We start from the raw sequence: 23,653 nt of genomic DNA, 5'->3' as shown, positions 1-23,653 counted from the left end.
CATCCCGGCGAGCTGAGAGCACGCCAAAGAAGGTCATGGTCGAACGTTGTTTATCTCACCCTTTCGACGGGGTGGCAGTCCGATGACTGCGGGCATGATCAAAGCATCAGAGCCAAAGAAAGTCAAGCAATAAAAAAAGCCGCTCGTCAGAGCGGCTTCTGCAGCGTCAAATGAAATGCTACTCGACAACGCTGATTCTCAGGCTCCGTGAAAACTCATTATCAGCCCCAAGAATCTCAAACTTGACCGAGCCAATGATCGTCTCGCCCCCTGTTTTCATATGCTCAATGACCCACTCTTGTGCCTTGATCGGCTCGGCCCCTTGATAGGGAAGTGTGGCAAGGTAAGGAAAGAGAAACTGCATTTTCCCAGCCTCGTCAACTCGCACGCCAGATGGCGAAAAACAAAATGCTCTGACCGACGACACGCTGCTCATGCTGCCCGGAGAGAAGATCTCCACGTCCATCTTGACGCCATCTGATTCCCGCGTGAGTCTCCACATGGGTGGACTACCGACAGGCCCCTGTTTCAGGAATCCCTGCTTCGTCAGATTCATGTAGATATCCACTGGCATTAAACCGGGAATGACTTTGACATCCGACTGATCAACCGGCTTCGCTGGGCCCACTGGCTGAGGTGTGACTCTGTTGGTTGCGGGCCCACCTCTTTTGGCGAAAATGGCAGGGATGATGCATAACGCAACGAGACCGAGAAAGCAGACGACAGCGCAGCCGGAAAGTCTTTTCATGTGAGCCCTAGTGAAGAGTGAAAACAGCACCTTTAGCTAGGCCATCATATCTATTCAGAACAGCAAGTAAACATCCAGCTTGTTCACCGCATTTTGCCCATTGTATTGGGTTGGTAGATCACCGGACTACGAATCCGGTGTTCTACCCGGGCCTAAAAGCAGACACCCCGCCGGTGCTGAGCGGCGGGGTGACAGCCATTGGGGGAAGAGGTTCGAAAATGCAATGGCCCCAAACAACGGAGCCTTTCAGGCTCTAAGAGCACAGCTACTGCATCCCGTGGCCCTGACGGACACGGCCTCATTCCCTCGCTGTATCAGATGTTTCAAAGATCGATCGAGAGTGAGAGCGGAGGGACTCGAACCCTCGACCTACGGATTAAAAGTCCGTTGATCTTCTGCAACGGTCTGAACTTATTGCTGGGCTAATTGTTCAGTGATCAGGCAAGCGTCAGGCGGAGAGGGATGGCCCGTTGATAAGCAGCACTTCAGGCGGCTTGACAATCCCTCGTTTGGCCAGCTTGTTTGTCTGCGATTTGTGGACCAGCACTCGCTTTGTCCATCGATCCGGCGGGTAAAGCTGAGCGAGCTGTGGATGGTCGGTATAGCTCACAATCACTCGGGCCTTCTTGAACCGCTTGACCGCATCTGCCAAGCGTCCGTGATCTTCCGGCCGCAGATCGAAATGATACTTGCCCTTCTTCTCGATATAGGGCGGGTCGAGATAGATCAACATACCGCTCTCGTCACCGAGCTGATCGATCAAGGTGAACGCATCCCGGTTTGTTATGGTCACATCACGCAGCCTCTTCCGCCATGCGTTGATTGACTCGACCGCCGCTCGCAGCTTCCTCGAACAAGAGTTTGAGCTGGTCTTGTAACCATGAGCCATGGAGTTGCAGGTGCTGGCTCCGATCGAGCCCATTCTCCCCATCCATGACACGTAAAAGTAGTGGACCGCACGCTCAAGACCAGGCTCAAAGGGCTGTTCGAGCAGCTCACGAGATTCCCGGTGGAGCTGCTCGTTGCAAAGCATGCGTGACAATCGACGGTACAGGGCAGCTCCATCAATCGGATGAGCCAGCACTCTGGCAAGGTTGGTCAGATCCTGGTGCAGATCGTTGACGGTTTCACGGAGACAAGGCGGCTTTCTCAACAGCATCGCCATGCCACCGGCAAAAGGTTCGAAGTAGGCCTTGTGCGGCCCGAACTCGGGAAGGATCTCGGGAGCAAGCGCAGCCTTACTACCAAACCAGCAAACAATTTGATTTCTCACGGGTAACCCTCACAAACGGAATGATCGATCCAGACGACGGCGAGTCGATCGATCTTTTCCGGAGGGCCACGTGGCAGACCGCCCGGGCCTGCTGATTTACCTACGTTTTGCGCACAGGGATACCGCTGCATGTCCGCTCCTTTGGCGAATGCAGCCGGCCTGTGCGATCAGGTCGGATTGCAGGCCATGGGGGTGTTGACGCATCCCCATGGCCACCTTGTTTTCAATCACTGATTTCTGAGGAAATCAGTCGGCTTCACCACTGGGTCCGATCAAGCATCGGAGGTAGGGGCAGTGGTTTGCCTTCTTGTTTCCGCTGCTCACAAAGCTGCTGGTAATTCAAAAAGCGATCCTCATGTTCCTGCTGTTCATCGCCTCGATCTCGTACGGCCAGAGCAATGAGGAAAGAGACAACGACCAGTATGACAGCGACCGTTATCGTGCCTGCTTCAACTGGCCAACGATCCATCGCGCACACCCACAGCCAACAGCCGATCCAGAAGGCTACAAACAATAAACCCACAATGAAGCTCATCAGCCAACAGAAAAGGAAATCCTTCACGACATCATTCCTCAAAGAGATCCTGATTGGCCTTCAGCTTCTTGGCTGAGAGGTGGAGATAACGTCGGGTCGTGTTGAGCGACGCATGACCCAAGGCCTCGGCGGCCGCATTGAGATCGAGCTTCTCGCACAACTGGGTGGCGTGTTCGTGTCTTGTGAGATACAGCACAAGATCCTTCGAGAGACCGGCCCGCTCGCGTGTTCTGCGGAACTCTTGCGAAAGCCGGGCGGAAGTCCAGGGCTTGCCCTGGCTGGTCAGGAAGAGCGGCCCCTCGGTGCGGTCACCGATCGCCAATCGCAGATACTCCAGCAGCTTGTCGCCCACTGCGATGCGTCTGGGTCGTTTCGACTTCGTTGCGGTCTTGTGGTCAGCCAGGCTGATCACTCCTTCACGTTGATCCCAGTCGGCAAAGGTCGCCTTGGCCAACTCACTTGGCCGGCAGCCGGACAATCTCAAGGCCCGGTAGATCAGAGCAAAGGCAGGGACAGCGGCTGCCAGAATCCTGGCAATCTCATCCTTCGTCGGAAGGCGTTCCCTGAGCTGCCCAGAAGGCTTGGCGATCGCCCCCGTCAACGCCTGCGGAATGAGTTGCTCCTGCAGGAGAAACGCCTGCAGCTGCTCCCAGGCAATGATGTTGGCCCGGATGGTATCGGGAGCCTTGGGCCTGCCGTCCGGCCAGTGATTGGCCTGAGCGAAATGCTGCTCGATCGAGGATGTCGTCAGTGAGTCGATCGAGCTGGTACCGTGCAGCTTCCGGAGGCCTTGCAGTCGTTCCCGATAATGACGTTCGGTCGCGGGCTTGCGCGTCGCGAGAACATGGTTCAGGAATTGATCGATCGCTTCTGCCAGCAGCACAGTGGGCCTCCCGTTATGAGGCCAACTGTTGCGCGATCAGACGTCAGAGGGAAGCAGCTTGACGCAGACACTGTCCCATTCGAAGTTGTCCGTGAACGTCCAGGGTTCTACGACATGGTCGAGATAATAGTTCAATGTGAATGTGTCAGCACCGTACGGGCCTCCACCAGAAGGCGGGCCGATATCTACAGTCACAAATGGTTTTGGAGTGGGAGCAATTCGGAAATAGCCAAGTCCGAAATAAATAGGTTCTGCTCCTTCCGTGAGGTCAAGCGTGAAGTTTTCCCAGGCTCCAAGAAAATCAGTTCCGACTGTTGGCGTTGCTTTCGGGCGAATCACTGTTCCGCTTAACACGTTGCTCACTGACAGTCGTGACCAGATGCCGCTTGTCGCGTGTATTGTCGGCCCTGCTCCGAAGTATCCAATCTGATCGCCTTGCTTAACCAGCGGCCGCAACTCATTGAAAAAGTCAGTGACATCACTTTCGATAAGCGTGGGGCTATAAGTGTTGGTGCTCGTCATTGAGCCGGAAGTTTCATAGAGACCTGTTGTAAAGTTGAAAGAATAGAACTGCGAATAAAGCCACCTGAAGTTTTCAACCAGTGGCTCGTCATCGTAAGTTCGACTGATGTGTCGCGATTCTGCTTGATCCCATCGAATATCAATCAATCGAGAATGACCATCAGGAACAAACGGTTCCGGGAAAAACTGTCCTGCGACAATAGCTGTTGGAGTTCCACCGTAAACAAATTGACTAGTCGCTGTGTAAGTTGGGAAACCAAAGCTGAACCCATCGAAGCGAACCCATGAGCTCGGAATAAGAACGCCAGTTGAAGCCAGAAATTCAAGGTCGATAACTGGCCCTCTGGTGAATCCTGATCCATCCAGGTCTGCGGTAATTGTCGAGGGAAAACTGGCGTATAACGCTCCGTTGTAAATCGCCCCCGTCTCATACTCGTGAGTCCAGACTCTACTGGGTGGATGATTCGTTGGCGAAAGCGTGTTGCTGCATTTGTAAGTGAAAGGACTGCCATCTTCTTCATTGCCAGCCGTTGTGATTGTGCTACCGGTGATTGAGGCCGGGAAGGTGACGAGATCCGTCTCCTCCATGACGTTCGCGTTTCGCTCTTCGAGGGTGCAGCGACAACCGCAGCAGGCACAGGGGCGTCCCATCTCAGCAATCCTTTACTCGCAACTGGCCCAATAGGGAGACCAGACGCCATTCAGATATTCGATCTTCCCGAAGATATCGGGTTCGGCCGTCAGACTCGGGTCGAAGTTATACACCAGCATTTCGATGTCAGTGGGGATGAGCTGCACGTCGGGCTGCTCTGGATCAGGGAGCCAGACCTGAAACGTGGCCGACGTCGGCACAATGCGGTCAATCTCCGGGTCGATCTCCGGAGCCTCCAAGGACGTGACGAACTTCCCCATGTAACGGTTCTCGGGACGCAGCGGGCTAGGTCGAGTGCTGTTGATTGGCGGCGGCGGCCCTTTCCCCAAAACTCTCTCGGTCGCCGTACGGATCTTGCGGGCCGCTCCCTGGCTGAACATCACTGCGGTCATCGTGTGCGGATCCTTCCCTGCAGTTCGCGCTGCCAGCCCAGTTGGTAATTTCGGCAGTAGATCAGCTCCACGAGCATCTCACCGCGATTGATGTTGACGCTCCCGGGGATCGTGCCGCGGTAATGACCGGCTTCCCCGGGTTCACTCTCGAGCGGAATGTGGATCGCATCAGTGACGCCGGCATACCAGACGCCGCTGGCCTCATACGCGGCGGACCCCACAGAGCCGACCAGCTCGAAGGTGTTCGTCGTGACGTTGGCAACCTCCCAGCCACCATTCGCTGCGAGGTTCCCTTCCACGTTCATGATGACCACCGAGTCACCGTTCGAGAGACCGTGGCCAGCGCTCGTGATGACGATCGGTGTGGCGTTCGTCGCTGCTGTGATTTCTCCAGAAATCAGCTTGCGGCCGAGAGCCACATACAACTCGGCGTCATTGATCGGCGAGTTGTCCTCGGCCAGTCTCAAACCCCTGACGACAACATCGAGATCATTGTCGAGATAGATCACTCCAGGCATGGAACACCTTAACCAGGTTGCTCGATGATCGAGCCTTGAATTGTGTTTCGTTCATCGAACTCAGTCACGGGGAACGTGAGCGTCTCTGTGATGTCTGCCAGCTTGGCTGCCACTTCCGGGACACGCGGGACACGTTCGCCCACAGAGACTTCACACATGGACTCATTACCGAGCATTATGGTTGTGGCACCTCTTCAGTGGATGCGACCGGTTCGTTTGACTCACTGGCTGGCTCGCAGGCTTGCAGGCGAGCAGTGAGATCCGCGTTGGCAGCCTCCAGTTGCTGAAGACGATGCACAGCCGACGAGAGGCGGGCCGAAAGCTCCGCGTTCGCGTTCATCGCCGTGTTTCTCTGGGCTTCGAGATTCCTGATGTAGATGGTGAATTCGTGATCGTTCATTCCGGCAGTTGCCTTGGATCTAGGGTGGTTGGGAGTGTGGTTGGCACTTGGACTGCGGCAGAGAACTCGGGGACGCTCTCTTTCGCGTGTGTACTCAGCAGATCACCCAGACTGGTGAAGGCCGCAGCATTGGCTGCCAGCAGGTCGAGATAGTCCTGCCCTTCAACAGTGATCGACCGTGAGGCCACGGGAGGCTTTCCAGTGAAGTAGGCTTCGGGCGAAGCGTAGATCTTAAAGACCGCCGAGAGCCTGCGTTCTTGCGTGAAATTGCAGAACTCATCCGCCCAGCAGAATGCGTTGGGATAGCTGCCAGTCGGGTCGAGTGGATTGGGGAAGTTGAGTTGGGCAAGCATGGCTTAATAGCTCCCGAGAACATGGGCTCGATAAATGGAACCGTCGCGGCGGATCTGAATTTCCTGCCGCTTATTGGCGGTCGTATCAATCGCCGCCGAGTTGCTGGTCAGGGAAAAAGCCGAAAGGGTGACTGCTCTGCCACCAGTGCCATCCTGGATGAGCACCAGATTGAGGAAATCACCCGATGACATGTTTGTTGGAGCAGCGACTGTCACCGCCCCCGTGAGCGTGCAGGACTGCACCGGCCCGTTGTTCGCGTCCGGAGTGATCGTCGCCCCGTAGGTGATCGCGAACAGACCTTGAGCTCCGAGGCGGTAAATCGAGCCAGTTCCCGCTCGCGTATACCAATTTCCAGAAGTGTCAGCCCATCGGGTTGCCCATCCAGATACGCCGCTTGGTGTAGAGGAAATACCAAAGTCTCGGAATGATCCAGCGGCCTGCATGTAGTGTCGATCAGCCGATCCAATGTTGAAAAGCAGATCGCCGCCACCAGTGACAGTCATGCCCGAAGCGCCGCTTGGCGTTTGGGTGAATGACATGTTTCGAGAACCAGCAATGACAACAAAACCCGCGTTATGTGTTCCGCTGCTATTCTCAACAACAAAATTGCGAGTTGATGCTGCATTCTGCACAACCTGCATCATGTAGCTGGCGTTGCCCACCGCCCCCGCTGAACCAACTCGCATTGATCCTTGCACGTTTGCCGTGCTGGTGGTCGTTAATGTGTTGAAAGTCACATCGCTTGTCGTCGCCACCGCTTGACCAATCGCAATCGTCGGATTACCTGAGACGCCATCGCCATTCGTGACAGTGACGCCTGTTCCCTGTGTGATGGTGCGAGCTGCGACTGTGCCTGCTCCTGTGCGGGCAATGATTCCAGCCGCAGACAGGGCATCGATCGCAGTGAGGATCGCGGGCTTGTTGGCAATGACACTCCATTCCGGAGTGAGGTCTGCCAGCTCGATATAGCTGGCCTCGGAGGTCTTGCTCCCGGATCCTGTATAGACCCATCGTCGCCCATCGGTCGTGGTGACGATCGAGCCGTCCCCGATCTCTGCCTGCTGGGGAGAGGTCAGGTCAGCAATTCCGCCACTCGACACGATCTGCACCGAACTGGGGAGCACTGGCAAACGAGCTGGATCAATCGTGCCGGTCAGCTTGGCAGCATCGAGGGCTATTAGATCGGCATCGCCGTGATTGTGAGACAGAGCTGCCTTAGCGTCCAGTGCCGCCTGCAGGCCAGTGGTTTTGCTGATGGCCAGTGAGGGAATCCAGCCATCTGCCAGGCTGCCACCCGCCCCGGCTTTGGGGATCGCATTGGCTGCTGGCGTAGCTGTGGCCACTTCATCCGCCCCGCCATGCTTGTGACGTGAGGCGTGTGAATTGATTTGCCCTAAGAGATCGCCGTAATCTTCCAAGGCCTCTGCCGGCAACGTGCAGCGGATGCGTTTGCGGCCGGGTGAAAAGCTGACTGCCGAACCGGCATTCGAGCTGCTCAGGATCTGCACCCGGGCCAGCACATCGGGAGTGCCCGTGGTCAACGTGCCGACGCCAACTTCCCACTCATCCAGCGTGGGATGTTCGGCCACATAATAGACCTGCTCGCCTGTCAGAATCCCGCCGTCGCGAAACCGCACAAAACCAGTCTGAGTCCCCAGCAGCTGGAAGCTGCCAGTCCCTGTGGTGTTCGTGGTTTCGAGAACGCGATCTGCAACTTTCACAGCCATGCTCAGCTCCTCACCTGAGGCTGCACCGTTGCGCTACAGGTTGAGACCGAGCTGGGCAAAGTCGGTTTCGCGAAAGCCTGTGAATTCGATGTAGACGGCGAGATCCGGGTTGGCCTTGAGGTCTTCCGCTGGAATGGCTCGCCCATCAGCATCCAGGGGAATCGGTTCGCTGACGTCGTTGCGAGTCTCCGGATCCTTGATCCGTGTCAGCTGGCCGTCGACCAGTTCGCGGTAACCGGCCGAGATCTGCTTCGGCTGCCAGCCATCTTGCTTGAACTCCATGATGTATGTGTGTGGCCAGTAGATGCGACCATTCCGCCGGCTCTGCTTCGAACCGAAGGGATGCAGCCTGAGCTGACCAGGCTCACAACCGTAGAACGCATGCTGGTTGATCGTGTTGCCAAAGAACCTGGCCCGGGCCGGATCGTAATAGGCTTCGTTGCGAGTCACGACCAGCTTCAGTGTCGAGTCGGGAATGGGTGGCGGTGACTCGATGACATCCCCCGCCGTGTTGAGGAATGGTCGATTGTCGCGATCGCGGAACTTAATCGTCTGTGTCTCTTCACTCTGCCACTCGATCTCCATGGGATCGAGGAGCGGATCATCGGATTCGCCTGGCTCTTTGGGTGGCTGCTCCTGCAGGTCGGGCTGATCCGTCGAGTATTCGAGATTCAGCTCGTAGACCCAGGGATCGATCTTGTCGGGCACATCGGTGCAGCTCAGCTTGCGCAAGAACGCGAACGGGTCGCGGGGATGCGTGTAGAACTGCTCGACTCCGTAGAGATTCGCCACTTGGTCTGGGTCAAGGTTTTCATCAACTCTCAGCCTGAGCTTTCGCTTATAGTTGCGCGTGACCTTCGAGCTCGGATCAATGGTGACGTCGAACCCGCGACCGAACAGACGTTCTACATCCACAATCGAAGCCATCAGAAGTCCACCACATCTTGAGTCACAGGTTGCGAAACCGATTCAGCGATCGTGCCCAGATGAGTCACGGCTTGCTTGAGCTGCTCGTTGGTCTTCTTGGCTTCCGCCTCGAGCTTCTTCTGCGGGCCGGCGCTGGCCTTGGCGATGATCGCATAAGCCTCTTGAGTGCCGGCGAAAGCAGATGCACCGAGAGCGGCTTTCGCGTTCTTGTTGGCTGCTGCTCCGGCTGCAGCCGGGTTGGCTGGATCTGACGGAAGCAGCTCGGCCGTCGCAGCAGATTGTGCCTGCATCGCGTTGGCCCGCTGGCGATCGAGCTCGCCGTAGCGTTGACCCAACTGCTGATCCATATCATTGAGCTGGCTCTGCAAGGCCGCCTCGGTCTCGCTGACCACACGCTCCGGGACGTTGGGCATTTCCCGGATTGAGTTGTGGATACCCTCGGTCAATGGCTTCAGGTCAAAGTTCAGCCCATCCGATCCACCCGAGGAAATGAACTTCCAGATCTCGCTGAAGATGTTGCGGATGTTCTCACCGAGATTGATCAGGACTGTCAGCACCGTGTCAGCAGCCGTCATGAAGATCTCAGGAAAGTTATCGCCAAACCAGCGGATGTATTCCGGGATGGCGACCGAGAAGAAATGCACCATCTCGTTGAAGAACGTGACGGCCGAAAGCTGGGCAGCAATGAACGTCCGATAGATCACATCGCCAAAGTTCTGAAACAGAAACTCACCCATGACCAGGGCTTCCATGATCCAGTTGGTGATGCCGCCAAACGTGCTGCCAGTGCTCGATGTGATCTCGCCCATGAGGCCAGACCAGCCGGCACCCATGAACCCGACGAAGGCTCGCCAGACGTTGCCCGTCTGCTGGATCAATGGACGAATCGTATCAAAGCCCGACTGCAGCGAGGCAATGAATTCAATCCCGGAAGCCAGACCTCCCTTCAAGTCGAATGCCGCAATGACTTCCGCTCCAAAGGACCTGAGCAGCCCCTTGGCGTTATCCATCAACGTGGACGTCATGCCGGTCAGAGTCTGGCTCTGTGCCTGCATCATCCCCGCGAACATGCCACCATTCGAGGTCATGTCGATGAAGGCTTGTTCGAGTTGCGGGAAGCCGACCTTCCCCTGTTCGACCAGCTTCTTGACTTCGCTCTCAGCCACGCCGAACTGCTTCGCCAATTGGCCGATGATTGGAATGCCGCGGCCCGTCAACTGGTTGATGTCTTCACCCATCAACCGTCCCTGCACTTTGGCTTTGCCGTACAGCTCAGCCAGCTCGGCGATCGGCTGACCTGTGCCGGCGGCCACGTCGCCAATTCTTCTCAGGTTGGGCACGATGTCCCCCGCCTGAGTACCGAACGAGGCCAGCATGCGGGCAGCACTGACCAGTTCCGGAGACTCGAACGGAGTCTCGGCCGCAAACTGATTGAGCTGGCCCAGCATCGCCTTGGCCTTGTCCGTCGATTGGAACAATGTTCCGAACGCCACCTCGGCCTGCTCGGCGTCGGCGGCCAGCTTGATCCCAAACCCGAGAGCGCCGGCCAGGCTGGTGATTCCCAGTGCTCCTGCTCCTGCAGCGACCAGGCCGCCGAGTCGAGAGCGTGTTCCCTCCACGATGCCGGCAAACTGCGAGACATCGCGGCCAGCCGCCTTGATGGGTGGCCCGAAGCCTGCCGTGTTGCTGACCAGCTTGGTCACGAGGATTCCAGCAGTTGCCACAATTCACCTCACTTGCTGTCGGACATCATGGCCACGGCCGCTTCCAGGTTGGCCCAGTTGAGCCGCTCCTGCTCCTCACTGATTTCTGTGGAAATCACATCTGACTGCTGACTGAACGGCATGAACTGCACCGGCCTGAGCTCGGCCAGATGGCTGCCACAGAACGGTGCCAGCATCGCCCCCAGATTCGCAATCAGAATTCCGTTCCTCAGATCGGCACGCTCCTCGTCAAAAGGATCGATCGAAGCGAAGGCCTGCCACTCCCGCAGATCTTCCGGTTCCATCTCATCCAGCATCGCGTCGACATCGACCCGCCGCATGGCGAGAGCCAGCCGCATGGCGAACATGCGGCCCGGGTCAGCTCTCAGTTTCCCGCCAGTTCCTCAAGATCTTCCTCGCTGACCTGATTCACTTCCTGAGCCTTGTTGACAATCAGGTCTGCCAGCACGCTGTCCATCTGCTTGAGCTGCTGCAGGTCATCCTTGCCCAGGAGCAGATTGCCCTCCCTGTCGCAGAGCGTCTGGATGATGAGACGCTCACGGACCTCAGCGGCCCGGCCCGAAATGAGCTGACCGCTTTTGCTATTCTTGAACTGCATTTCATACCGGCCACGTTCTCCCGCCTTCATTCGTCTCACGAAGAAAATGCTTCCGGCAATGTCGGGATCGTGGAAGTCGTCCGGCACCCGGCATTTCACAATCACGCGCTGGGCAGGTCGCTTGAGGAGATCCGCAGTCAGGAGCTTGACGGGCTTGGCTTTCTCGGTCATGGCTGGCTTTCGCATAAAGGACTTCAGTGAATCATGGGCCCGGGGAGAGCGTCTGGATTACCTGCCTTTGCGAGAGGTCTCGGCTTTCTCTGCTGCTTTCTCTGCGACTCGCTCAGCGGCCCGCTGCTGATGAATCGCCACACGCTTCTTGCGGTATTCGGCAATGACTGCCTTGCAATCATCGTCCTCTGGCTCGGCCACAGGATTCGAGCCCTGGCAAAGGCGGAAGGCCTTCTCCCCTTCAATGATGGTTCCTTTGGGAATCACCACGTGCGGCTGATTGGTGGCAGAGACTTTCTGCTTCGGGTCGAAGTCTGGGTTCGGGCCGTCGGCATCTCGAATGAGCTTGGCTTTCATGGACTCACCTTGCTGGAAACCGTCAGTGATGGAACAACGAAATGGAGTCGCGTCTGGGGATCAATCCGAAGATTAGGCTACGGTGGAAATCACGGGCTTCGTGCGGCACTTGATTTCGAAGGTGGCCTTCATGCCATCGCCCACAGCCGATGATGGCTGAAACTTTTTCAATGATCCGTTGACGGTCACGACTCGCGTCCCTTTGCGGATCCGCCAATCACGATAGGTCGGAGTGGCCAGCAGATCTTCCAGTTCCTGATGGAGCTCGTCATCGGGATCGTAGAAGAGTTCGCCGCTGATCATGCCGGGAGTGACCAGGCCAGTCAGTTCGCCATCTTCGCGTTCATCCGAGTCCAGGTCGGTGGCATCCCAGTGTTCGACTTCCCGATCGGGATAGTCAATCTTGCTGACCCCGCCAATATCGGTGTAGACCGAGGCGACAGAGAGTTGCAGCTTGGTACCTTTGGACGCGACTTTGTTGCTCATGAAAACCTCACTCCACGAACCAGACACTGCAGCTCAGGGCTTTCACATAAACCCCTTCGTCACTGCCGTCCGCCTCAGGCTCATAACTTCCCTCAGTGTCTGTCAGCACCACGCTCTCAATGCGACCGTGGACACTGCTGACATTGCTGATCGAGGTCAGAGTCTGGCGAACAGCCTTCACAAGAGCGGCGGCTTGTTGCGCTGTCTCGGCCACGCAGAAGAGCGTGACCTCCACATCACTCGTGCCATCCCACCCGCCCAGATCTTCCTGATGCGTCTCGGAAGTGATCTGGATTTCGATGGCCGGATAAGAGTCGGTCTGAGCCAGACGTTCCGGGCGAATGGCTTTGTCGTTGCTGGTGCTGTTGGTGGCGACGATGTTCGCGACACCAGTCGCTGCGACCAGCACTCCACGCATGGCGGCTTCGATCGACATCTCATTTCCCTTTCGTCGCTTCGGTGAGGATCGCCTGACGCATGGCATCGATCACGGCGGATTGAGTGGCTGAGAGTGAAGTGGCCTGAGCAAAGTTCAAAAACGAGCTTCCAGGCATGCGGCCGCGAAACCGTTTCGGCTTGCCGGTCTGCTTGCGGATGATCGTGCCTGGCTTATGCTTCCCGCGAACAAAGGCAGTGCCATCCTTGCGAGTGCCTGTGGATTGACCGCGAACCTTGCGGCTGGTCGATCCAGTGAATCGCGGCTGGGTCCCCAGCACAAAGAGATGCAGGTGAGGGGCCCGGCTGAGATTCCCTTTGGCCTGAGAGTATTTGCTGCGCCTCGAGCGCTTGCCGACGTTCACCCCCGACTTGGCTTCGTACAGGTTCGCCTTCTTGACTCGCATCTGCCGGCCGCGAATCCCCGCCTTCAGCCGCTTGGTCGAATGGCCTTTGGTTTTCACGGAAGGCACAGCATTCTTCTGGGCCTTGGTCACGACCTTCAGCCCAGCCGCCAGACCGCGTCGGGCAGCCTTGGCTTGAGCAGTGGTGCTCAGTCGATCGAAGGTTTTCAACAACTGCCGATCGCCGGACAATTCCAGCAGCAGCTGGCGACCCAGGGCAGCAGCAGCACTCATGAGTCAAGCAGCTCCTCGCCCTGAACTTCGATCTCGATGCCTCGATTGTTGGGATCGTAGACGGAAGCGATCGAGACAATCTGGCCATGAATGATCATGCGGTGACGATTAGTAATCTGCCGCGTGAGTGAGTTGACGCGAACTCTCACGAGGTGAGAGACACGCCCCTGAATCTTGCGGCCGCGGAATGACTCCGAACCTGAGACTGCGTTGACCTCGGCCCAGAATGTCCCCAGCGTCTGCCACGTTTCCACCAGTTGACCACTGGCATCAGGGGTCGCTGTGAATGACTCGAAGCGCACTCGATCGCGATACTTGCCAGCCGGTGCCATCAGTGCCACCTCAACTGACCAGCCAGAGCGTTGAATGAAAACTCGACCTCTTTGGAGATCGTGCCAATCAGGACGGTTTCGCGGTTGGCGTACCAATGGCCAGCCAGCAGACGGATCGCCTGCTTCGCTCGCTCTGGGACCTCGTCAACATCCTGGCCTGCCTCGAAGGTGACAATCACGGCGTTCATCTGGTACCGGATCGCAGGCCAGAAACGTCCATACGCTGGACGAATGCGGGCCGGACTGGAGACAAGATCGGCCACATAACTGGAGGGATCGAGCTCCTGCAGCTGACCAGTGGGATCGATGTATTCAATCGACTCGATCGAGGTCACCGGCGTGCAGGGGATCTCAATGGTCTGGCAACTGGGGAATCGATCGAGATAGAGCTGGCGTGTCTGCGTGACGAGAGCCCGCTCGGTGTGTTCCTCCAGAAGTTCGCGGGCGGCTTTGATATAGGCCGTGAGCTGATCATCCTCATCAGACGTATCGACACGGATCTGGCGTTTGAGGTCCGCCAGTGTGATCGGCTCGTCTGCCGGTGCAATTGTCGTAACAACGCGACCGTGGGTGAGATGATGCTTCATGGTGAATTGCCGCCCGCGAACTTTACTCTGGGGTTTTGGCCTTCAATTACTTTGCGGCCTTTCTCGACCGCAGCTTCGACTTGCCTTCGGTATTGGCGATTTCTTCGCCGCCATCATCGGCATCGCTGTCGTCTTCATCGTTCTCAGGAGCAGCAGGCCCTGGAACGTGAACAGGGGCTGGCGGCGTGTAAGGTGGCAGCTTCCCTTCGCCGACATACTTTGCCTGGCCAGCTGTGATCAGGCGATGAGCCCGGGCCAGGGGAACGTCGATCACGTCTCCCTTTTCATGGGCGACCCCGTTGCCCGCTCGCGAGCTGGTCAGCTTGACGCTGAAAAGTTGTTCTTCCTGCATTGCGGAAATCCTCAGACAGGGTGAATCGGTCAGGCTGATTTCTGCAGAAATCAGTGAGTGATCAGAAAGAGAAATGGGGGCCAGGCCTCAACCTGGCCCCCTCATCCATGCCGGCGAACCGGCTTCACAAAATTAGCTGGCAGCCTGAATCAGGTGACGGATCGGACCGGCACCGGCATCAAGGACTTTGGAGTCCATGCGTTCGAAGCCAATGAAGGCTTCTTGATCCAGTTCGGCATAGCGTTCCTGCAGCCGCTTCAATCGGATGGTGCCGACTTCGCGAATCTTGAACTTGCTGAAATCACCGCACAGCATGGTCTTGGCACTGGCTGCAATCGTGCCGGTCATGTTGTCGTTGATCGTCAGCGGCCGGTTGTTGAGCAGGTCTGGCATCCCGGCATTGGCCGAGGCCTGCCACAGGTAACGCCCTTGCGAATCCTTCAAGAGACGCAATGCCAGCGACACGGCATCGTTGCACATGTACCCGGCATTCATTCGGTAGGCGCGAGGCACCGAGTGCTCCAGCCTGATCACGTCGTCGAAGCTGATTGTCACATCATCCGCGGCGGTGTGACCCAGCACTGAACCGGTGACAATCCCTTGGGGTTGAGTCGTCCCGTTGCCCAGCGTGTTTCGCAGAGCCTTGATCCGACCGAGTCGTTCACCCAACCAGGTACCGAGTTGCTGAGTCAGGTTGACACCAGTGTCTTCAAGCAGCTCGTAAGGAACCATGATTGGCTTTGAGCTGAACTTGTAGGCACCGAACAGCACCACGCCCATAGTGGGGTCTACGCTTGCGCCAAACGACGTCGATTCTCCCAACTGCTCCCCTGAGTTCGCTGTGTCAGAACCAGTTGGCCAGGGAGTAGGATTACCGGCACTTGTACGCCAGACATCTGCGACCGCGGAGACCGGATCGAAAGTGAGCATGGCAACTTCAAGGGCGGCAATAAACCCTTCGGGAATCGTGTAGCCACCACTGGAACCAGTTCCAGTGGTCAGAACGTTGACAGCCCGCTTTACTTCGTTGAAGTTCTTGTGAAGCGGAATATAGGCCTCGCGACCATTGATCTTTGCGGAGCGGTTTTGAAGAGCTTTCTTCTGGGCATTTGTGATACGGCGGCCCGTGGCCATCCTCACCCAGCCAGACACCAGATCATTGAAGTTGACTGGCTCGTTGCCTGGCTTGCGATTGTTACGATTGCCGACCTGGCTGGGACCCAGATCGTTGTTCTCCAAAAGCTCCTTCGTTCTTGCTTCGTTTTTCTTCTGCCGATTCATGCGGCGCATGTGAGCGCCGAGTTCACTTATCTCGGCATTCATCTTGTCCCACTGGGCCTTCTCAGCAGAATCCATCACTCGCTTTTCGGAATCGGCCTTGTCGAGAATCTTTCGGGATTCAGCAATCAGGTTGTTCCGCTTTTCCTGAAGTTCTTTCATCGTCATCGTGGGCATCCATCTCTCAGGACACGTGGCATCATCGCTCCGTCGCAGATCGAGGACTTGGCCTCAACCTGTGAGCACCTGCCAGTGCCTCGGCATGACTGGGCACGCTCTGCACTGACAGGAGGACAGGAGTTGTTCGTCAATAACCTGACCGGATCTGTTGCGCCTCAGGCGTTGGCCGCTTCAATGAGCTGCTGCCTGCGGCGGATGTTTTCCATCTGCCAGTTCGCGATGTGGACAGCCTTGAAGTTGGTGGCTTCGGGCTTCGACTTGTTGGCCGAGATTTCGTCAACGAATCCCTTATCTTTGGCCTGCGTGGCCGTCATCCAGGTTTCGTCAGACATCATCTTCTTGACGTCCTCCACGTCTGTGCCGCTGCGAGCCGCATAGATGCCGGCAATGACTTCCTTGTACGAGTCGAGCACCTCAGCCTCTTTCCGGAGATCGTCAGCAGTCCCCGAGATCCATGTGCTGGGGTCATGAACCATCATGAGTCCATGCTCGGCAATCGTGATCTTGTCGCCAGCCATGGCGATCCAGCTCGCACACGAGATCGCCTCGCCATCGATCTTGACGTGGATGTTGGCGGGATGTTCCTTGAGCAGTTGGTAAATCGCTGAGGCCTCGCCCACATAGCCGCCAACAGAATTGATTCTGATGACAACCTCGGTCACATCAGAACCCAGATTCTTCAGCTCATCTTTCATCGTGGCTGCGCCGAAGTACCCCCAGTCGGCAGGCCCGATCACGTCATAGACGTAGATCTCATTCTCGCCGGCATTCTTACGGCTGGGTTTCGCCAGCTTGTTCTGCTTCGCCCGCAGCTCTTCCAGTTTCTTCAGGATGGGATCCATTCACGAGGCCTTTCAAAAAGGTGGCGAGATGATTGCGTCGAGACGTGTGCCAGTTCTCTGCAGCCTGATAGCTGACACAATCGGCCACGATGGCAGCCGTGGTCTTGTCAGCGTCAAGGATCTTGCCCTGGCTGGCGGCATAAATATCCAGCACAGGAATCACAGCACTGGCCAGCTTGCGACCATGCTGAGTCAGCAGATCGATCGAGCAGTTCGCCTTTGATCGAACCGCCTGCTCCACTTCGAGCAGTCGATCGATCCGATCATTGAGTGCGTTCTGGATCGACTGAGCGATTCTCTCCCCAGCATTGGTGGCAGCCGCAGGTTTCGCTTCGAGCTGCTTCGCATCGGTGAAGATGATGTTCGAGGGCATGCGTGGCCGATCGCCGCCTTCCACTGGTGGCAGGTTGCGGATCGCCCGCGCTTCATTGAGCAGCAGCATCCCGCAGTTGACCTGTCTCTCCAGTGATTCGACTTCTGTCTTCTCATCCGTTCGCTGCAATGCCGACCGATTGAACTCGACAAAGTGCGTGTCGTTTCGCTTCTCGTTCTCGGTGAGAAGTTTGTCCCAACATTCCTGCTCCCACATGACCAGCCAGTGATCGAGGCAGTCCTGCAGGTAACTCTTGTTCTCCTGCTCAAGCGAGTTGTAAGAGACCTTGCCATTGTCGCCGATCTTGTGTGGTGGCACCCCAAGAACATTGGCGACTTGAATGGCCTCGAACTGTCGGGTCTGCAGGAACTGACCCTGCTCAGGTGTGATCGTGTTCTGGATCCACTTGGCACCATCTTCCAGCAGCATGGACTTGAAGGCATTGTCGAGGCCTTCCTGCTCTTTCTTCCACTCCTCCTCACGTTGCTTTCGGGCAGACGGCTTCAGGCCCGGAGGCAGCATCAGGATTCCGCCCGCCTTAGCACCGGAGCCGAAAAACTTGGCCCCGTACTTCTGGGCTGCGATTCCCAAAGCCAGTGCCTGAGCCATGACCTGAATGACATCAATGCCTTCGATGCCATCGAACGAGATCCCTTTGATGTGCAGCACATCCGTCGCGTGCAGTCGTCGCTTATTTCCGTTGATGGTCACGCCATAGAACAAGTTCCCGCCGATGACGACAGGCTCTGTTGTCTCAGGATTCAGCGGTACGAGTTGCTTGGGAACTGTGCCCTCGCGATGGATGTAGGCGAATCCCTGCCCATGCAACAGCGAGTGGAACGTCAAGGTTTTCTTGAACACATAACTGAGGATGTAGTCGTTGACCTTGTGCCTCAGCAGCCAGTTGGCGTGGTGATCTTTGTCCCGCTCGTGACCGCCTTGAGTTCGGCGATAGACATTGAGTGGGAGCTTGGCCACGTCTCCGGCAATCAGGTTGACCGCTCGCCAAAGTGGAGGGTGACCGATGCAGTTTTCGTGATTCACCCGTACGCCGGCATCGGTCATGCGGCCGAGCCATCCGAGATCCTCCCACGCATCCGGATCGAGGGGCACTGCGGGATTCTCGGGATTGCCAGTGACTTCCGTGTTGGTCACCTGCGACGTGTTGACGGCGAAGTTAAAAGGGTTCACAGCGTGACGAATCCTCGTGTCTCGTAGACCGATGGTGATGCCTGCTGACTACGAGTGGCCAGTGCCAGACCCATGATGGCAGCTGCAATCCCGTCAATCTTCTTGGCGTCCTCTGACATTGGTTTCGCTGGTCTAATCTGACCGGAAGGGTTGCGCCTGACTGAGACATTCCCGGCCTGCCAGTTGAACACCGGGTTGTTGTTGTGATGCAAGTTGCCAGAGACGAGGAGCTTCTCGAACTCACTGGTCGCATCAGCCAGGTTCCGCCAGCTCTGGGGAAACTCGACCATCGGCAGACCTTCGCCAATCATCTGCTGAGCGAAGTGGCTGGCGTTGTACGGGTCATAGGCAACGCCCTCCAGCTGCACCGTGCCGGCAATCTCCATGAGGGTCTTGCCGATCCAGCTGTAGTCCACGACATCCCCATCGGTGAAATGGATATGTCCCGATCGCTGCCAGACGGTGTATGGCACCTGATGCTCTGCCTCTCGACGGAAAGCATTGTCGCCCGGGATCCAGAACCACGGAACGAGATACCAGTCGCCATCGATCTCAGTGACCAGAACCAAGGCACTCGTGTCGTTGACCTTGGAGAGATCAAGGCCCGCGAAGCATCGCTCACCGACCAGCCAGGACAAGTCAAATTCCTCAGCCGCCTTGGCCCAGTCGGACATCTTCAGCCAGCGTGTCTCAGCCTCAGTCCATTGATTGAGATGCAGCCGACGAAAGGTGTTCTCGTAACTGGGTGAGGCCTTGGCTTTGCGGGCCTGATTCTCAATAAACGTCCGCTTGAGGCTGATGTCGAGATTGGGATTTGCCTTCCACCATGTCATCGGATCGAAGGGATCATCCTTCTCGTCAGCACATGCGATGAAGCAGAAATAGCTATCGTCCTCAATCGATCCCGTCAGCAGCTTTTGGCTGTAATCTCGCTGCTCCCAGCAAACGGAGGTGCGGTCGTGACCAGCCGTTGTGATCGCCAGCAGCAGAGAACGGTTCCGGCTGCCAGAGGCTGTGGCCATGACGTCCCACAGGTCACGTGTGCGGTGAGCGTGCAGCTCGTCCACAACAGTCATGTGTGGGTTCAATCCATCGAGCGTGTTTGCATCACTCGACAGCGGTACCAGTGAGCTGCTCAGCTTGGGGCAAAGGAGAGCATGCTTCTGGATCTTCAGCCGCCTCTTGAGATATTCGGCTTTGCGGATGAAGTTCGTCGCATCACGGAAGAGCAGCTTGGCCTGATCTCGCTTTGTCGCTGCACAATAGACTTCGGCACCGCTTTCGAGATCGGCAGTCAGACCTCGCAGGGCGATGCCTGCAGCGATCGTGGTCTTGCCATTCTTGCGAGGGATCTCAATGTATCCCGTACGGAATCGGCGGCTGCCGTCCTGCAGATACCAGCCGAAGATCGGAGCAATGATCAACTCTTGTTGCCACAGCTCCAGGTCGAGTGGCTTGCCTGCCCACTCCCCTTTCCAGTGGCAGAGGAATTGATAGAAGTCGATAGCCCGCTGGGCTTCGTCTTCATTCCAGACCAGCCCTCGCTTATGGCCATGTTTCAGATCATCGATCTGTCTTTTGATGCAAGCCTTTTCGAGCTTGCCTTTGGGTCGCTCAGAACCCAACAACCCCTCTAGCCTTTTGATCCGATCCTTCACCCTCGGATCCATCGCCACCTTTGGGGACGATGCCTGTCCTCGCGGAGGGCGTGCAGCCGAATTCTTGGCACCCCTTGATGACTCGTTGCCAGGCTTTGTTCGCGACCCCGACTGCTGGGGCTTGGTACTCGGATCCGTTTTCGCCACCGCCGATCGCGATGATGCCTTCTGCTGCGACTTTTTGAGTGGCTTCGATGTAGTCATGCCATGCCTGACATAGGAGTGAGAATGCCATCCAATCGACCTCAGTCAACAGACCGCGAGATGACAGAATCGGCTGAAGTCGTCTCCATTCATTGAGGCCATGTTCTCCGAGCCAATCAGGTGGTTCCGGGAAGTCATCTACTGGCATCTTGATCGTGGCATGCCGATCTTCCCGGTATGTCCCGGCGGCCAGATGTGCCTCGGCTGGTTTCTTCTTCGGGCCCCGCTTCGGCATCGTTACCCCCCCCCTATGCAAAACTTGACGGCGCGCGCAAAAACCAGAGTGTGTGGTTTGCCAACTCGTTCGACCCCTAAAATTGACCCCCCTCCCCCCCCTGGCCGGGGGTGGGGGGGGTGGCTGGTCGGTCAGCGACCAAAGCCGCCGTCCTCGGCCACGGTCTTGGCTGAGTGGTGCGACTTGCACAATGGCTGGTGATTGCTGGCCGCCCAGAACAGGGACTGGTTGCCACCATGGGCAATGATGTGATCGACTTCAGTCGCAGGAACTGATCGACCCTTACCAAGGCACATCACGCACAGCGGGTGCTGTGACAGAAACCGCTTGCGATAGGCAGACCACTGACGGGTGTAACCTCGCTGGTGTGAGCTTGGTCTCTGCTCTCTACGCTTCGGTGCAGGTGCCCGAAAAGTCGGTGGTTTGTTGGGCATGTGGCCCCCGTGATTTCTGGAGAAATCAGTACGTCCACACGCAACCGTTGCGAGTGCATCTCAGCTTGAGCTGAGGTTGATTCAACACCGGCTGCCTGAGGTACTGAGGGACGACTGGAGGCGGCGGAGGCGTTACAGGGTTGGGCTTGGCCGCATTGACGGGTGGCGTGCCAGGCGTTGGCTTGCTCGCTCGCGGCGCATCAAGCATCGACAAGACCGAGTCCAGCTCCTGACGATCAATCACCGGCTGACTGCTCACGGGTCGATTAAGCGTATCGAGAGCCGCGAGCACATCCTCGCCATGACCACATTCCAGGCAATCGAGTGCTGCCAACGGAGAGCGGTCGTTGGCCTCGGTGTAGTGAGCGACCGCAAACAAGATCGCTGTGCCAGCCAACACGAGCAGCCAAAAGCAGAGTTTGTTCCCGTTCATCTTGCGGATTCCTGAAAGAGGTTCTTGAGGAGGCTTCCGACGTCGTCAGCCTCGAAGCCTTGAACGTCGGAAATGGCATAGACGACCGAATCACCGGACTTGATGAATCGGTCGATGTCTTTCCATGTCATCCAAAAACTACCGGGTGGCTCATCGCCAAGCGGCAAGGGATGACCACTGATCCGGGGGTCTTCGCTGTGCGAGTTCCATACGTTGAAATACTTCCGAGATAAATCGGAAGAGCGCGAGCCGTCGAAGTCGGTAATGGCCATCTGGTGAGCCCAACCGCCCCAACGCGTGACGACCCAGCGGCCGTCGCGTTCTTCGTAGCGGGCTGGCTTCATTCCGGTCGCCCAGGTGCAGGCGTAGCCGTTGTTAATCGCCTGACAGAGCTCCTCGGCCGATCTGATCGGGAAAGAAGAACCCGCTCGTTGCTTACCGATCTTCAAAAGGGCATCAGGCGGCCCGGTGCAGGCCCAGCGGTTGGCCAAGGCTCCGCTATAGGGCACACCAGCTTCTTCCTCCGTGACAATGCCGTATTGCTCAAATGCGACCATCGCGGCCGATGGATCAGCCCCAGCGGCACCGCATGGCCATCTCGAGACCAGCTTGCGAGTCGTGCCGAAGATGTACGGGGCGAAAGGTTCGACGACCTTTCGCTCTCCTTTGGCCGCCTTGACGCTCATCGTGGTGCGAAGGGCTGTTCGAACGCCCTGAGCGACACAATCACCAGTCCCTTGGTTGATCGTGCGGAATTGCTGACCAAAGGGCTTTGCAGGGCTTTCCACGAACAGAGCGGCCCGATACAGCCGCACATCCTTCGAGGCCGCGTCGCTCGATTCGCCGATGACGTCCGAGAAAGACCTTGGCGTTTCCCTGAGCACCTCGGCAAATGATTCACGCCAGCCAGCGGCCAGGCCGTAGTTGACAGGAGGCGTGCCAGGCATGAGCAGGCCGATAGCACCAACTGCCACGCAGAGCAGTGAGCTGATGATTAACGTGATGATCAGCCGAATGAGCCAGACTGGCATGGATCGTCTCACAAAAGATGAAGATCGTCTCAAACGAAAAGGGAAACGTCTCAGGCAGCGGCGTCGAGGGCTTTCGCAACCTCGTTGAGCAGGGCGATGTAGTCGTCATTCGTGACCAGCTTGCCATCGCCATAGAGCTTGGTGATTTGAGACTTGAGCAGGTCTTTCAGGGGCTGCCATTCGCTGCCCAGAGCACCGATAGGCTTCATGGCCGCCGTGAGGATGGCTGCCTGAGTCTTCAGGTTCTTGTCCTCGGCCACTCTGCGGGCCTCACTGGCCAGCCTCCTGCAGGTCCCTGATCGATCCGGCGAATTGATCGACCTGGCCACGTCCGTGATCGCTGGACCGATGCCAAAGGTTTTGGCGATTGGTTCGGGGGCAGGAGCTGGAGGCGTAGGAGGCTCAGGCTTGGGCTGTGGAGTGATGTTCGGCGTTGGGTCGGGCTTTGGCACGATTGGAGCAGGCGGCGGCCCTGGCGGCGTGCCAGGCGTTGTGATCGCATGGGTCAACGTATCCACGCCCGCCCGATTGCTGGCCGAACAGGTCACGACGAACGAGCCCGGGTAACCGGCGACAAAACACCGCTTGCCACCGTCTTGGACGATGAGCTGCTGGCGGCCGGGCAATGCGGGCGAAATCGTCCAGCGAAAATGCTGAGGGCTGTTTTCGGTCGCGCTGGCATCGAGCAACAGCAGCTCACCAGGCACGCCAGTTGTGGGCCCGCTGATGACCACGCGAGGTGCCTGAGTCGGGCCGCTATAGTCACAACCAGCCAGTAGGAATGGCAGGCCACATAACAGGATCATGGGCGTCTTTTTGAAAAGATCATCGATCCAAGAATTGAGCTTTCTTGCATCGTCGATCGAGACCTTCCCGGAATCCAGTCCTTCAAGCCACTTCTTGATTGCGATCTGAACATAATCATTCAAAGAATCGCCGTTCGTGTCGTCTCCATCACTTGGGTACATCTTTAGAAGGACGTTGATTAAAAATGGAGTCACTGCGGTGACTGCAACGATCCAACGAGTATCGAGGTTGACCAGTGAGCCAGCCAGGGCTGCAGCGGCAATCCCGGTCAGCGTCAGGCCGCCGGACTTCACGATCGAGCGGACTTTCTGATTCGCCCACAAGGTTGCCAAGAACGACAAAATGAACTTCAGCATGTTGGCCTCATAACGGAGGG

32 protein-coding genes and 1 tRNA gene are annotated in these 23,653 nt (G+C 57.1%); 1 reads left to right on the top strand and 32 read right to left on the bottom strand.

From position 1 onward, the window contains the following. Nucleotides 1–178: 178 nt before the first annotated feature. From PLIM_RS21945 to PLIM_RS24915, 4 genes are all read right to left on the bottom strand, one after another. Entirely contained in the window at nucleotides 179–748 is a 570-nt protein-coding gene (locus PLIM_RS21945) for a hypothetical protein (RefSeq protein WP_013112515.1), read from the bottom strand. 348 nt (nucleotides 749–1,096) lie between these two features. Continuing rightward, nucleotides 1,097–1,160 (bottom strand) — tRNA-Lys (locus tag PLIM_RS21940). Nucleotides 1,161–1,196: 36 nt separating this feature from the next. Further along, nucleotides 1,197–2,021, bottom strand: coding sequence for a DNA adenine methylase (locus PLIM_RS21935; RefSeq protein WP_013112513.1), 825 nt, complete (start codon nucleotides 2,019–2,021; stop codon nucleotides 1,197–1,199). Then, the gene (locus PLIM_RS24915) at nucleotides 2,018–2,152 is read right to left on the bottom strand and encodes a hypothetical protein (protein ID WP_013112512.1); all 135 of its coding nucleotides are present in this window, start codon (nucleotides 2,150–2,152) and stop codon (nucleotides 2,018–2,020) included. The genes PLIM_RS21935 and PLIM_RS24915 overlap by 4 nt, the downstream gene beginning before the upstream one ends. 176 nt (nucleotides 2,153–2,328) lie before the next feature. Here PLIM_RS24915 and PLIM_RS24475 point away from each other — a divergent pair, with 176 nt between their 5' ends. Next, nucleotides 2,329–2,538: a hypothetical protein gene (locus tag PLIM_RS24475; RefSeq protein ID WP_196349587.1), complete on the top strand. Its 210-nt coding sequence runs from the start codon at nucleotides 2,329–2,331 to the stop codon at nucleotides 2,536–2,538. A 49-nt stretch (nucleotides 2,539–2,587) separates the two neighbouring features. On the opposite strand, the gene PLIM_RS21925 is transcribed toward PLIM_RS24475, so the two are convergent. The 28 genes from PLIM_RS21925 to PLIM_RS21795 all read right to left on the bottom strand — a co-directional run bounded on the left by PLIM_RS21925 (nucleotide 2,588) and on the right by PLIM_RS21795 (nucleotide 23,633). Beyond that, nucleotides 2,588–3,439 carry a tyrosine-type recombinase/integrase gene (locus PLIM_RS21925; RefSeq protein WP_013112510.1) on the bottom strand — a complete coding sequence of 284 codons (852 nt, stop codon included), beginning with the start codon at nucleotides 3,437–3,439 and terminating at the stop codon, nucleotides 2,588–2,590. A gap of 36 nt (nucleotides 3,440–3,475) precedes the next feature. Further along, nucleotides 3,476–4,612, bottom strand: coding sequence for a hypothetical protein (locus PLIM_RS21920; RefSeq protein WP_013112509.1), 1,137 nt, complete (start codon nucleotides 4,610–4,612; stop codon nucleotides 3,476–3,478). A 12-nt stretch (nucleotides 4,613–4,624) separates the two neighbouring features. Further along, on the bottom strand, nucleotides 4,625–5,005 hold the full coding sequence (locus tag PLIM_RS21915) for a hypothetical protein (RefSeq protein ID WP_013112508.1): 381 nt from the start codon (nucleotides 5,003–5,005) through the stop codon (nucleotides 4,625–4,627). Further along, nucleotides 5,002–5,523, bottom strand: coding sequence for a hypothetical protein (locus PLIM_RS21910; protein ID WP_013112507.1), 522 nt, complete (start codon nucleotides 5,521–5,523; stop codon nucleotides 5,002–5,004). Before PLIM_RS21910 ends, PLIM_RS21915 begins: the two co-directional genes overlap by 4 nt. A gap of 8 nt (nucleotides 5,524–5,531) precedes the next feature. Next, entirely contained in the window at nucleotides 5,532–5,699 is a 168-nt protein-coding gene (locus PLIM_RS24470) for a hypothetical protein (RefSeq protein WP_013112506.1), read from the bottom strand. Further along, the gene (locus PLIM_RS21905) at nucleotides 5,699–5,923 is read right to left on the bottom strand and encodes a hypothetical protein (protein ID WP_013112505.1); all 225 of its coding nucleotides are present in this window, start codon (nucleotides 5,921–5,923) and stop codon (nucleotides 5,699–5,701) included. Before PLIM_RS21905 ends, PLIM_RS24470 begins: the two co-directional genes overlap by 1 nt. Next, on the bottom strand, nucleotides 5,920–6,276 hold the full coding sequence (locus tag PLIM_RS21900) for a hypothetical protein (RefSeq protein ID WP_013112504.1): 357 nt from the start codon (nucleotides 6,274–6,276) through the stop codon (nucleotides 5,920–5,922). Before PLIM_RS21900 ends, PLIM_RS21905 begins: the two co-directional genes overlap by 4 nt. A gap of 3 nt (nucleotides 6,277–6,279) precedes the next feature. Then, nucleotides 6,280–8,004, bottom strand: coding sequence for a hypothetical protein (locus tag PLIM_RS21895; RefSeq protein WP_013112503.1), 1,725 nt, complete (start codon nucleotides 8,002–8,004; stop codon nucleotides 6,280–6,282). 33 nt (nucleotides 8,005–8,037) lie between these two features. Beyond that, entirely contained in the window at nucleotides 8,038–8,931 is an 894-nt protein-coding gene (locus PLIM_RS21890) for a hypothetical protein (RefSeq protein ID WP_013112502.1), read from the bottom strand. Beyond that, nucleotides 8,931–10,634: a tape measure protein gene (locus tag PLIM_RS21885; RefSeq protein ID WP_196349590.1), complete on the bottom strand. Its 1,704-nt coding sequence runs from the start codon at nucleotides 10,632–10,634 to the stop codon at nucleotides 8,931–8,933. Before PLIM_RS21885 ends, PLIM_RS21890 begins: the two co-directional genes overlap by 1 nt. A gap of 29 nt (nucleotides 10,635–10,663) precedes the next feature. After that, nucleotides 10,664–11,002 (bottom strand): phage tail assembly protein T, encoded by a 339-nt coding sequence (locus PLIM_RS21880; RefSeq protein WP_013112500.1) that lies wholly within the window; start codon nucleotides 11,000–11,002, stop codon nucleotides 10,664–10,666. A 17-nt stretch (nucleotides 11,003–11,019) separates the two neighbouring features. Then, on the bottom strand, nucleotides 11,020–11,439 hold the full coding sequence (locus PLIM_RS21875; protein WP_013112499.1) for a hypothetical protein: 420 nt from the start codon (nucleotides 11,437–11,439) through the stop codon (nucleotides 11,020–11,022). Nucleotides 11,440–11,481: 42 nt separating this feature from the next. Next, nucleotides 11,482–11,781 (bottom strand): hypothetical protein, encoded by a 300-nt coding sequence (locus PLIM_RS21870; RefSeq protein WP_013112498.1) that lies wholly within the window; start codon nucleotides 11,779–11,781, stop codon nucleotides 11,482–11,484. Nucleotides 11,782–11,853: 72 nt separating this feature from the next. Beyond that, complete coding sequence (locus PLIM_RS21865) at nucleotides 11,854–12,267, bottom strand: phage tail tube protein (RefSeq protein WP_013112497.1); 414 nt, start codon at nucleotides 12,265–12,267, stop codon at nucleotides 11,854–11,856. A 7-nt stretch (nucleotides 12,268–12,274) separates the two neighbouring features. Then, nucleotides 12,275–12,703 (bottom strand): DUF3168 domain-containing protein, encoded by a 429-nt coding sequence (locus tag PLIM_RS21860; protein WP_013112496.1) that lies wholly within the window; start codon nucleotides 12,701–12,703, stop codon nucleotides 12,275–12,277. Nucleotide 12,704: 1 nt separating this feature from the next. Further along, nucleotides 12,705–13,340: a hypothetical protein gene (locus tag PLIM_RS21855; RefSeq protein WP_013112495.1), complete on the bottom strand. Its 636-nt coding sequence runs from the start codon at nucleotides 13,338–13,340 to the stop codon at nucleotides 12,705–12,707. Beyond that, nucleotides 13,337–13,672: a phage head closure protein gene (locus PLIM_RS21850; protein WP_013112494.1), complete on the bottom strand. Its 336-nt coding sequence runs from the start codon at nucleotides 13,670–13,672 to the stop codon at nucleotides 13,337–13,339. Before PLIM_RS21850 ends, PLIM_RS21855 begins: the two co-directional genes overlap by 4 nt. Further along, nucleotides 13,672–14,259 carry a head-tail connector protein gene (locus tag PLIM_RS21845; protein ID WP_013112493.1) on the bottom strand — a complete coding sequence of 196 codons (588 nt, stop codon included), beginning with the start codon at nucleotides 14,257–14,259 and terminating at the stop codon, nucleotides 13,672–13,674. The genes PLIM_RS21850 and PLIM_RS21845 overlap by 1 nt, the downstream gene beginning before the upstream one ends. Before the next feature lie 46 nt (nucleotides 14,260–14,305). After that, entirely contained in the window at nucleotides 14,306–14,611 is a 306-nt protein-coding gene (locus PLIM_RS21840; protein WP_013112492.1) for a hypothetical protein, read from the bottom strand. A 132-nt stretch (nucleotides 14,612–14,743) separates the two neighbouring features. Then, nucleotides 14,744–16,057, bottom strand: a complete 1,314-nt coding sequence (locus tag PLIM_RS23475; protein WP_196349589.1) for a phage major capsid protein — start codon at nucleotides 16,055–16,057, stop codon at nucleotides 14,744–14,746. A gap of 167 nt (nucleotides 16,058–16,224) precedes the next feature. Further along, on the bottom strand, nucleotides 16,225–16,911 hold the full coding sequence (locus tag PLIM_RS21830) for a head maturation protease, ClpP-related (protein WP_148227395.1): 687 nt from the start codon (nucleotides 16,909–16,911) through the stop codon (nucleotides 16,225–16,227). Then, the gene (locus tag PLIM_RS23470) at nucleotides 16,841–18,475 is read right to left on the bottom strand and encodes a phage portal protein (protein WP_013112489.1); all 1,635 of its coding nucleotides are present in this window, start codon (nucleotides 18,473–18,475) and stop codon (nucleotides 16,841–16,843) included. The genes PLIM_RS21830 and PLIM_RS23470 overlap by 71 nt, the downstream gene beginning before the upstream one ends. Beyond that, the gene (locus PLIM_RS21815; protein ID WP_196349588.1) at nucleotides 18,472–20,133 is read right to left on the bottom strand and encodes a terminase large subunit; all 1,662 of its coding nucleotides are present in this window, start codon (nucleotides 20,131–20,133) and stop codon (nucleotides 18,472–18,474) included. Before PLIM_RS21815 ends, PLIM_RS23470 begins: the two co-directional genes overlap by 4 nt. After that, the gene (locus PLIM_RS25120; RefSeq protein WP_390416252.1) at nucleotides 20,090–20,485 is read right to left on the bottom strand and encodes a phage terminase small subunit P27 family; all 396 of its coding nucleotides are present in this window, start codon (nucleotides 20,483–20,485) and stop codon (nucleotides 20,090–20,092) included. Before PLIM_RS25120 ends, PLIM_RS21815 begins: the two co-directional genes overlap by 44 nt. A 218-nt stretch (nucleotides 20,486–20,703) precedes the next feature. After that, the gene (locus PLIM_RS23800; RefSeq protein ID WP_013112486.1) at nucleotides 20,704–21,006 is read right to left on the bottom strand and encodes an HNH endonuclease signature motif containing protein; all 303 of its coding nucleotides are present in this window, start codon (nucleotides 21,004–21,006) and stop codon (nucleotides 20,704–20,706) included. A gap of 25 nt (nucleotides 21,007–21,031) precedes the next feature. Beyond that, nucleotides 21,032–21,439, bottom strand: a complete 408-nt coding sequence (locus PLIM_RS21805) for a hypothetical protein (RefSeq protein ID WP_013112485.1) — start codon at nucleotides 21,437–21,439, stop codon at nucleotides 21,032–21,034. Then, on the bottom strand, nucleotides 21,436–22,470 hold the full coding sequence (locus PLIM_RS21800) for a hypothetical protein (RefSeq protein ID WP_013112484.1): 1,035 nt from the start codon (nucleotides 22,468–22,470) through the stop codon (nucleotides 21,436–21,438). Before PLIM_RS21800 ends, PLIM_RS21805 begins: the two co-directional genes overlap by 4 nt. A gap of 50 nt (nucleotides 22,471–22,520) precedes the next feature. After that, on the bottom strand, nucleotides 22,521–23,633 hold the full coding sequence (locus PLIM_RS21795; protein ID WP_013112483.1) for a hypothetical protein: 1,113 nt from the start codon (nucleotides 23,631–23,633) through the stop codon (nucleotides 22,521–22,523). Nucleotides 23,634–23,653 lie beyond the last annotated feature (20 nt).

The organism is Planctopirus limnophila DSM 3776 (assembly GCF_000092105.1).
GTDB lineage: Bacteria > Planctomycetota > Planctomycetia > Planctomycetales > Planctomycetaceae > Planctopirus > Planctopirus limnophila.
Note: the sequence above shows the minus strand (reverse complement) of the source record. Positions and strands in the feature narration are given on the sequence as shown.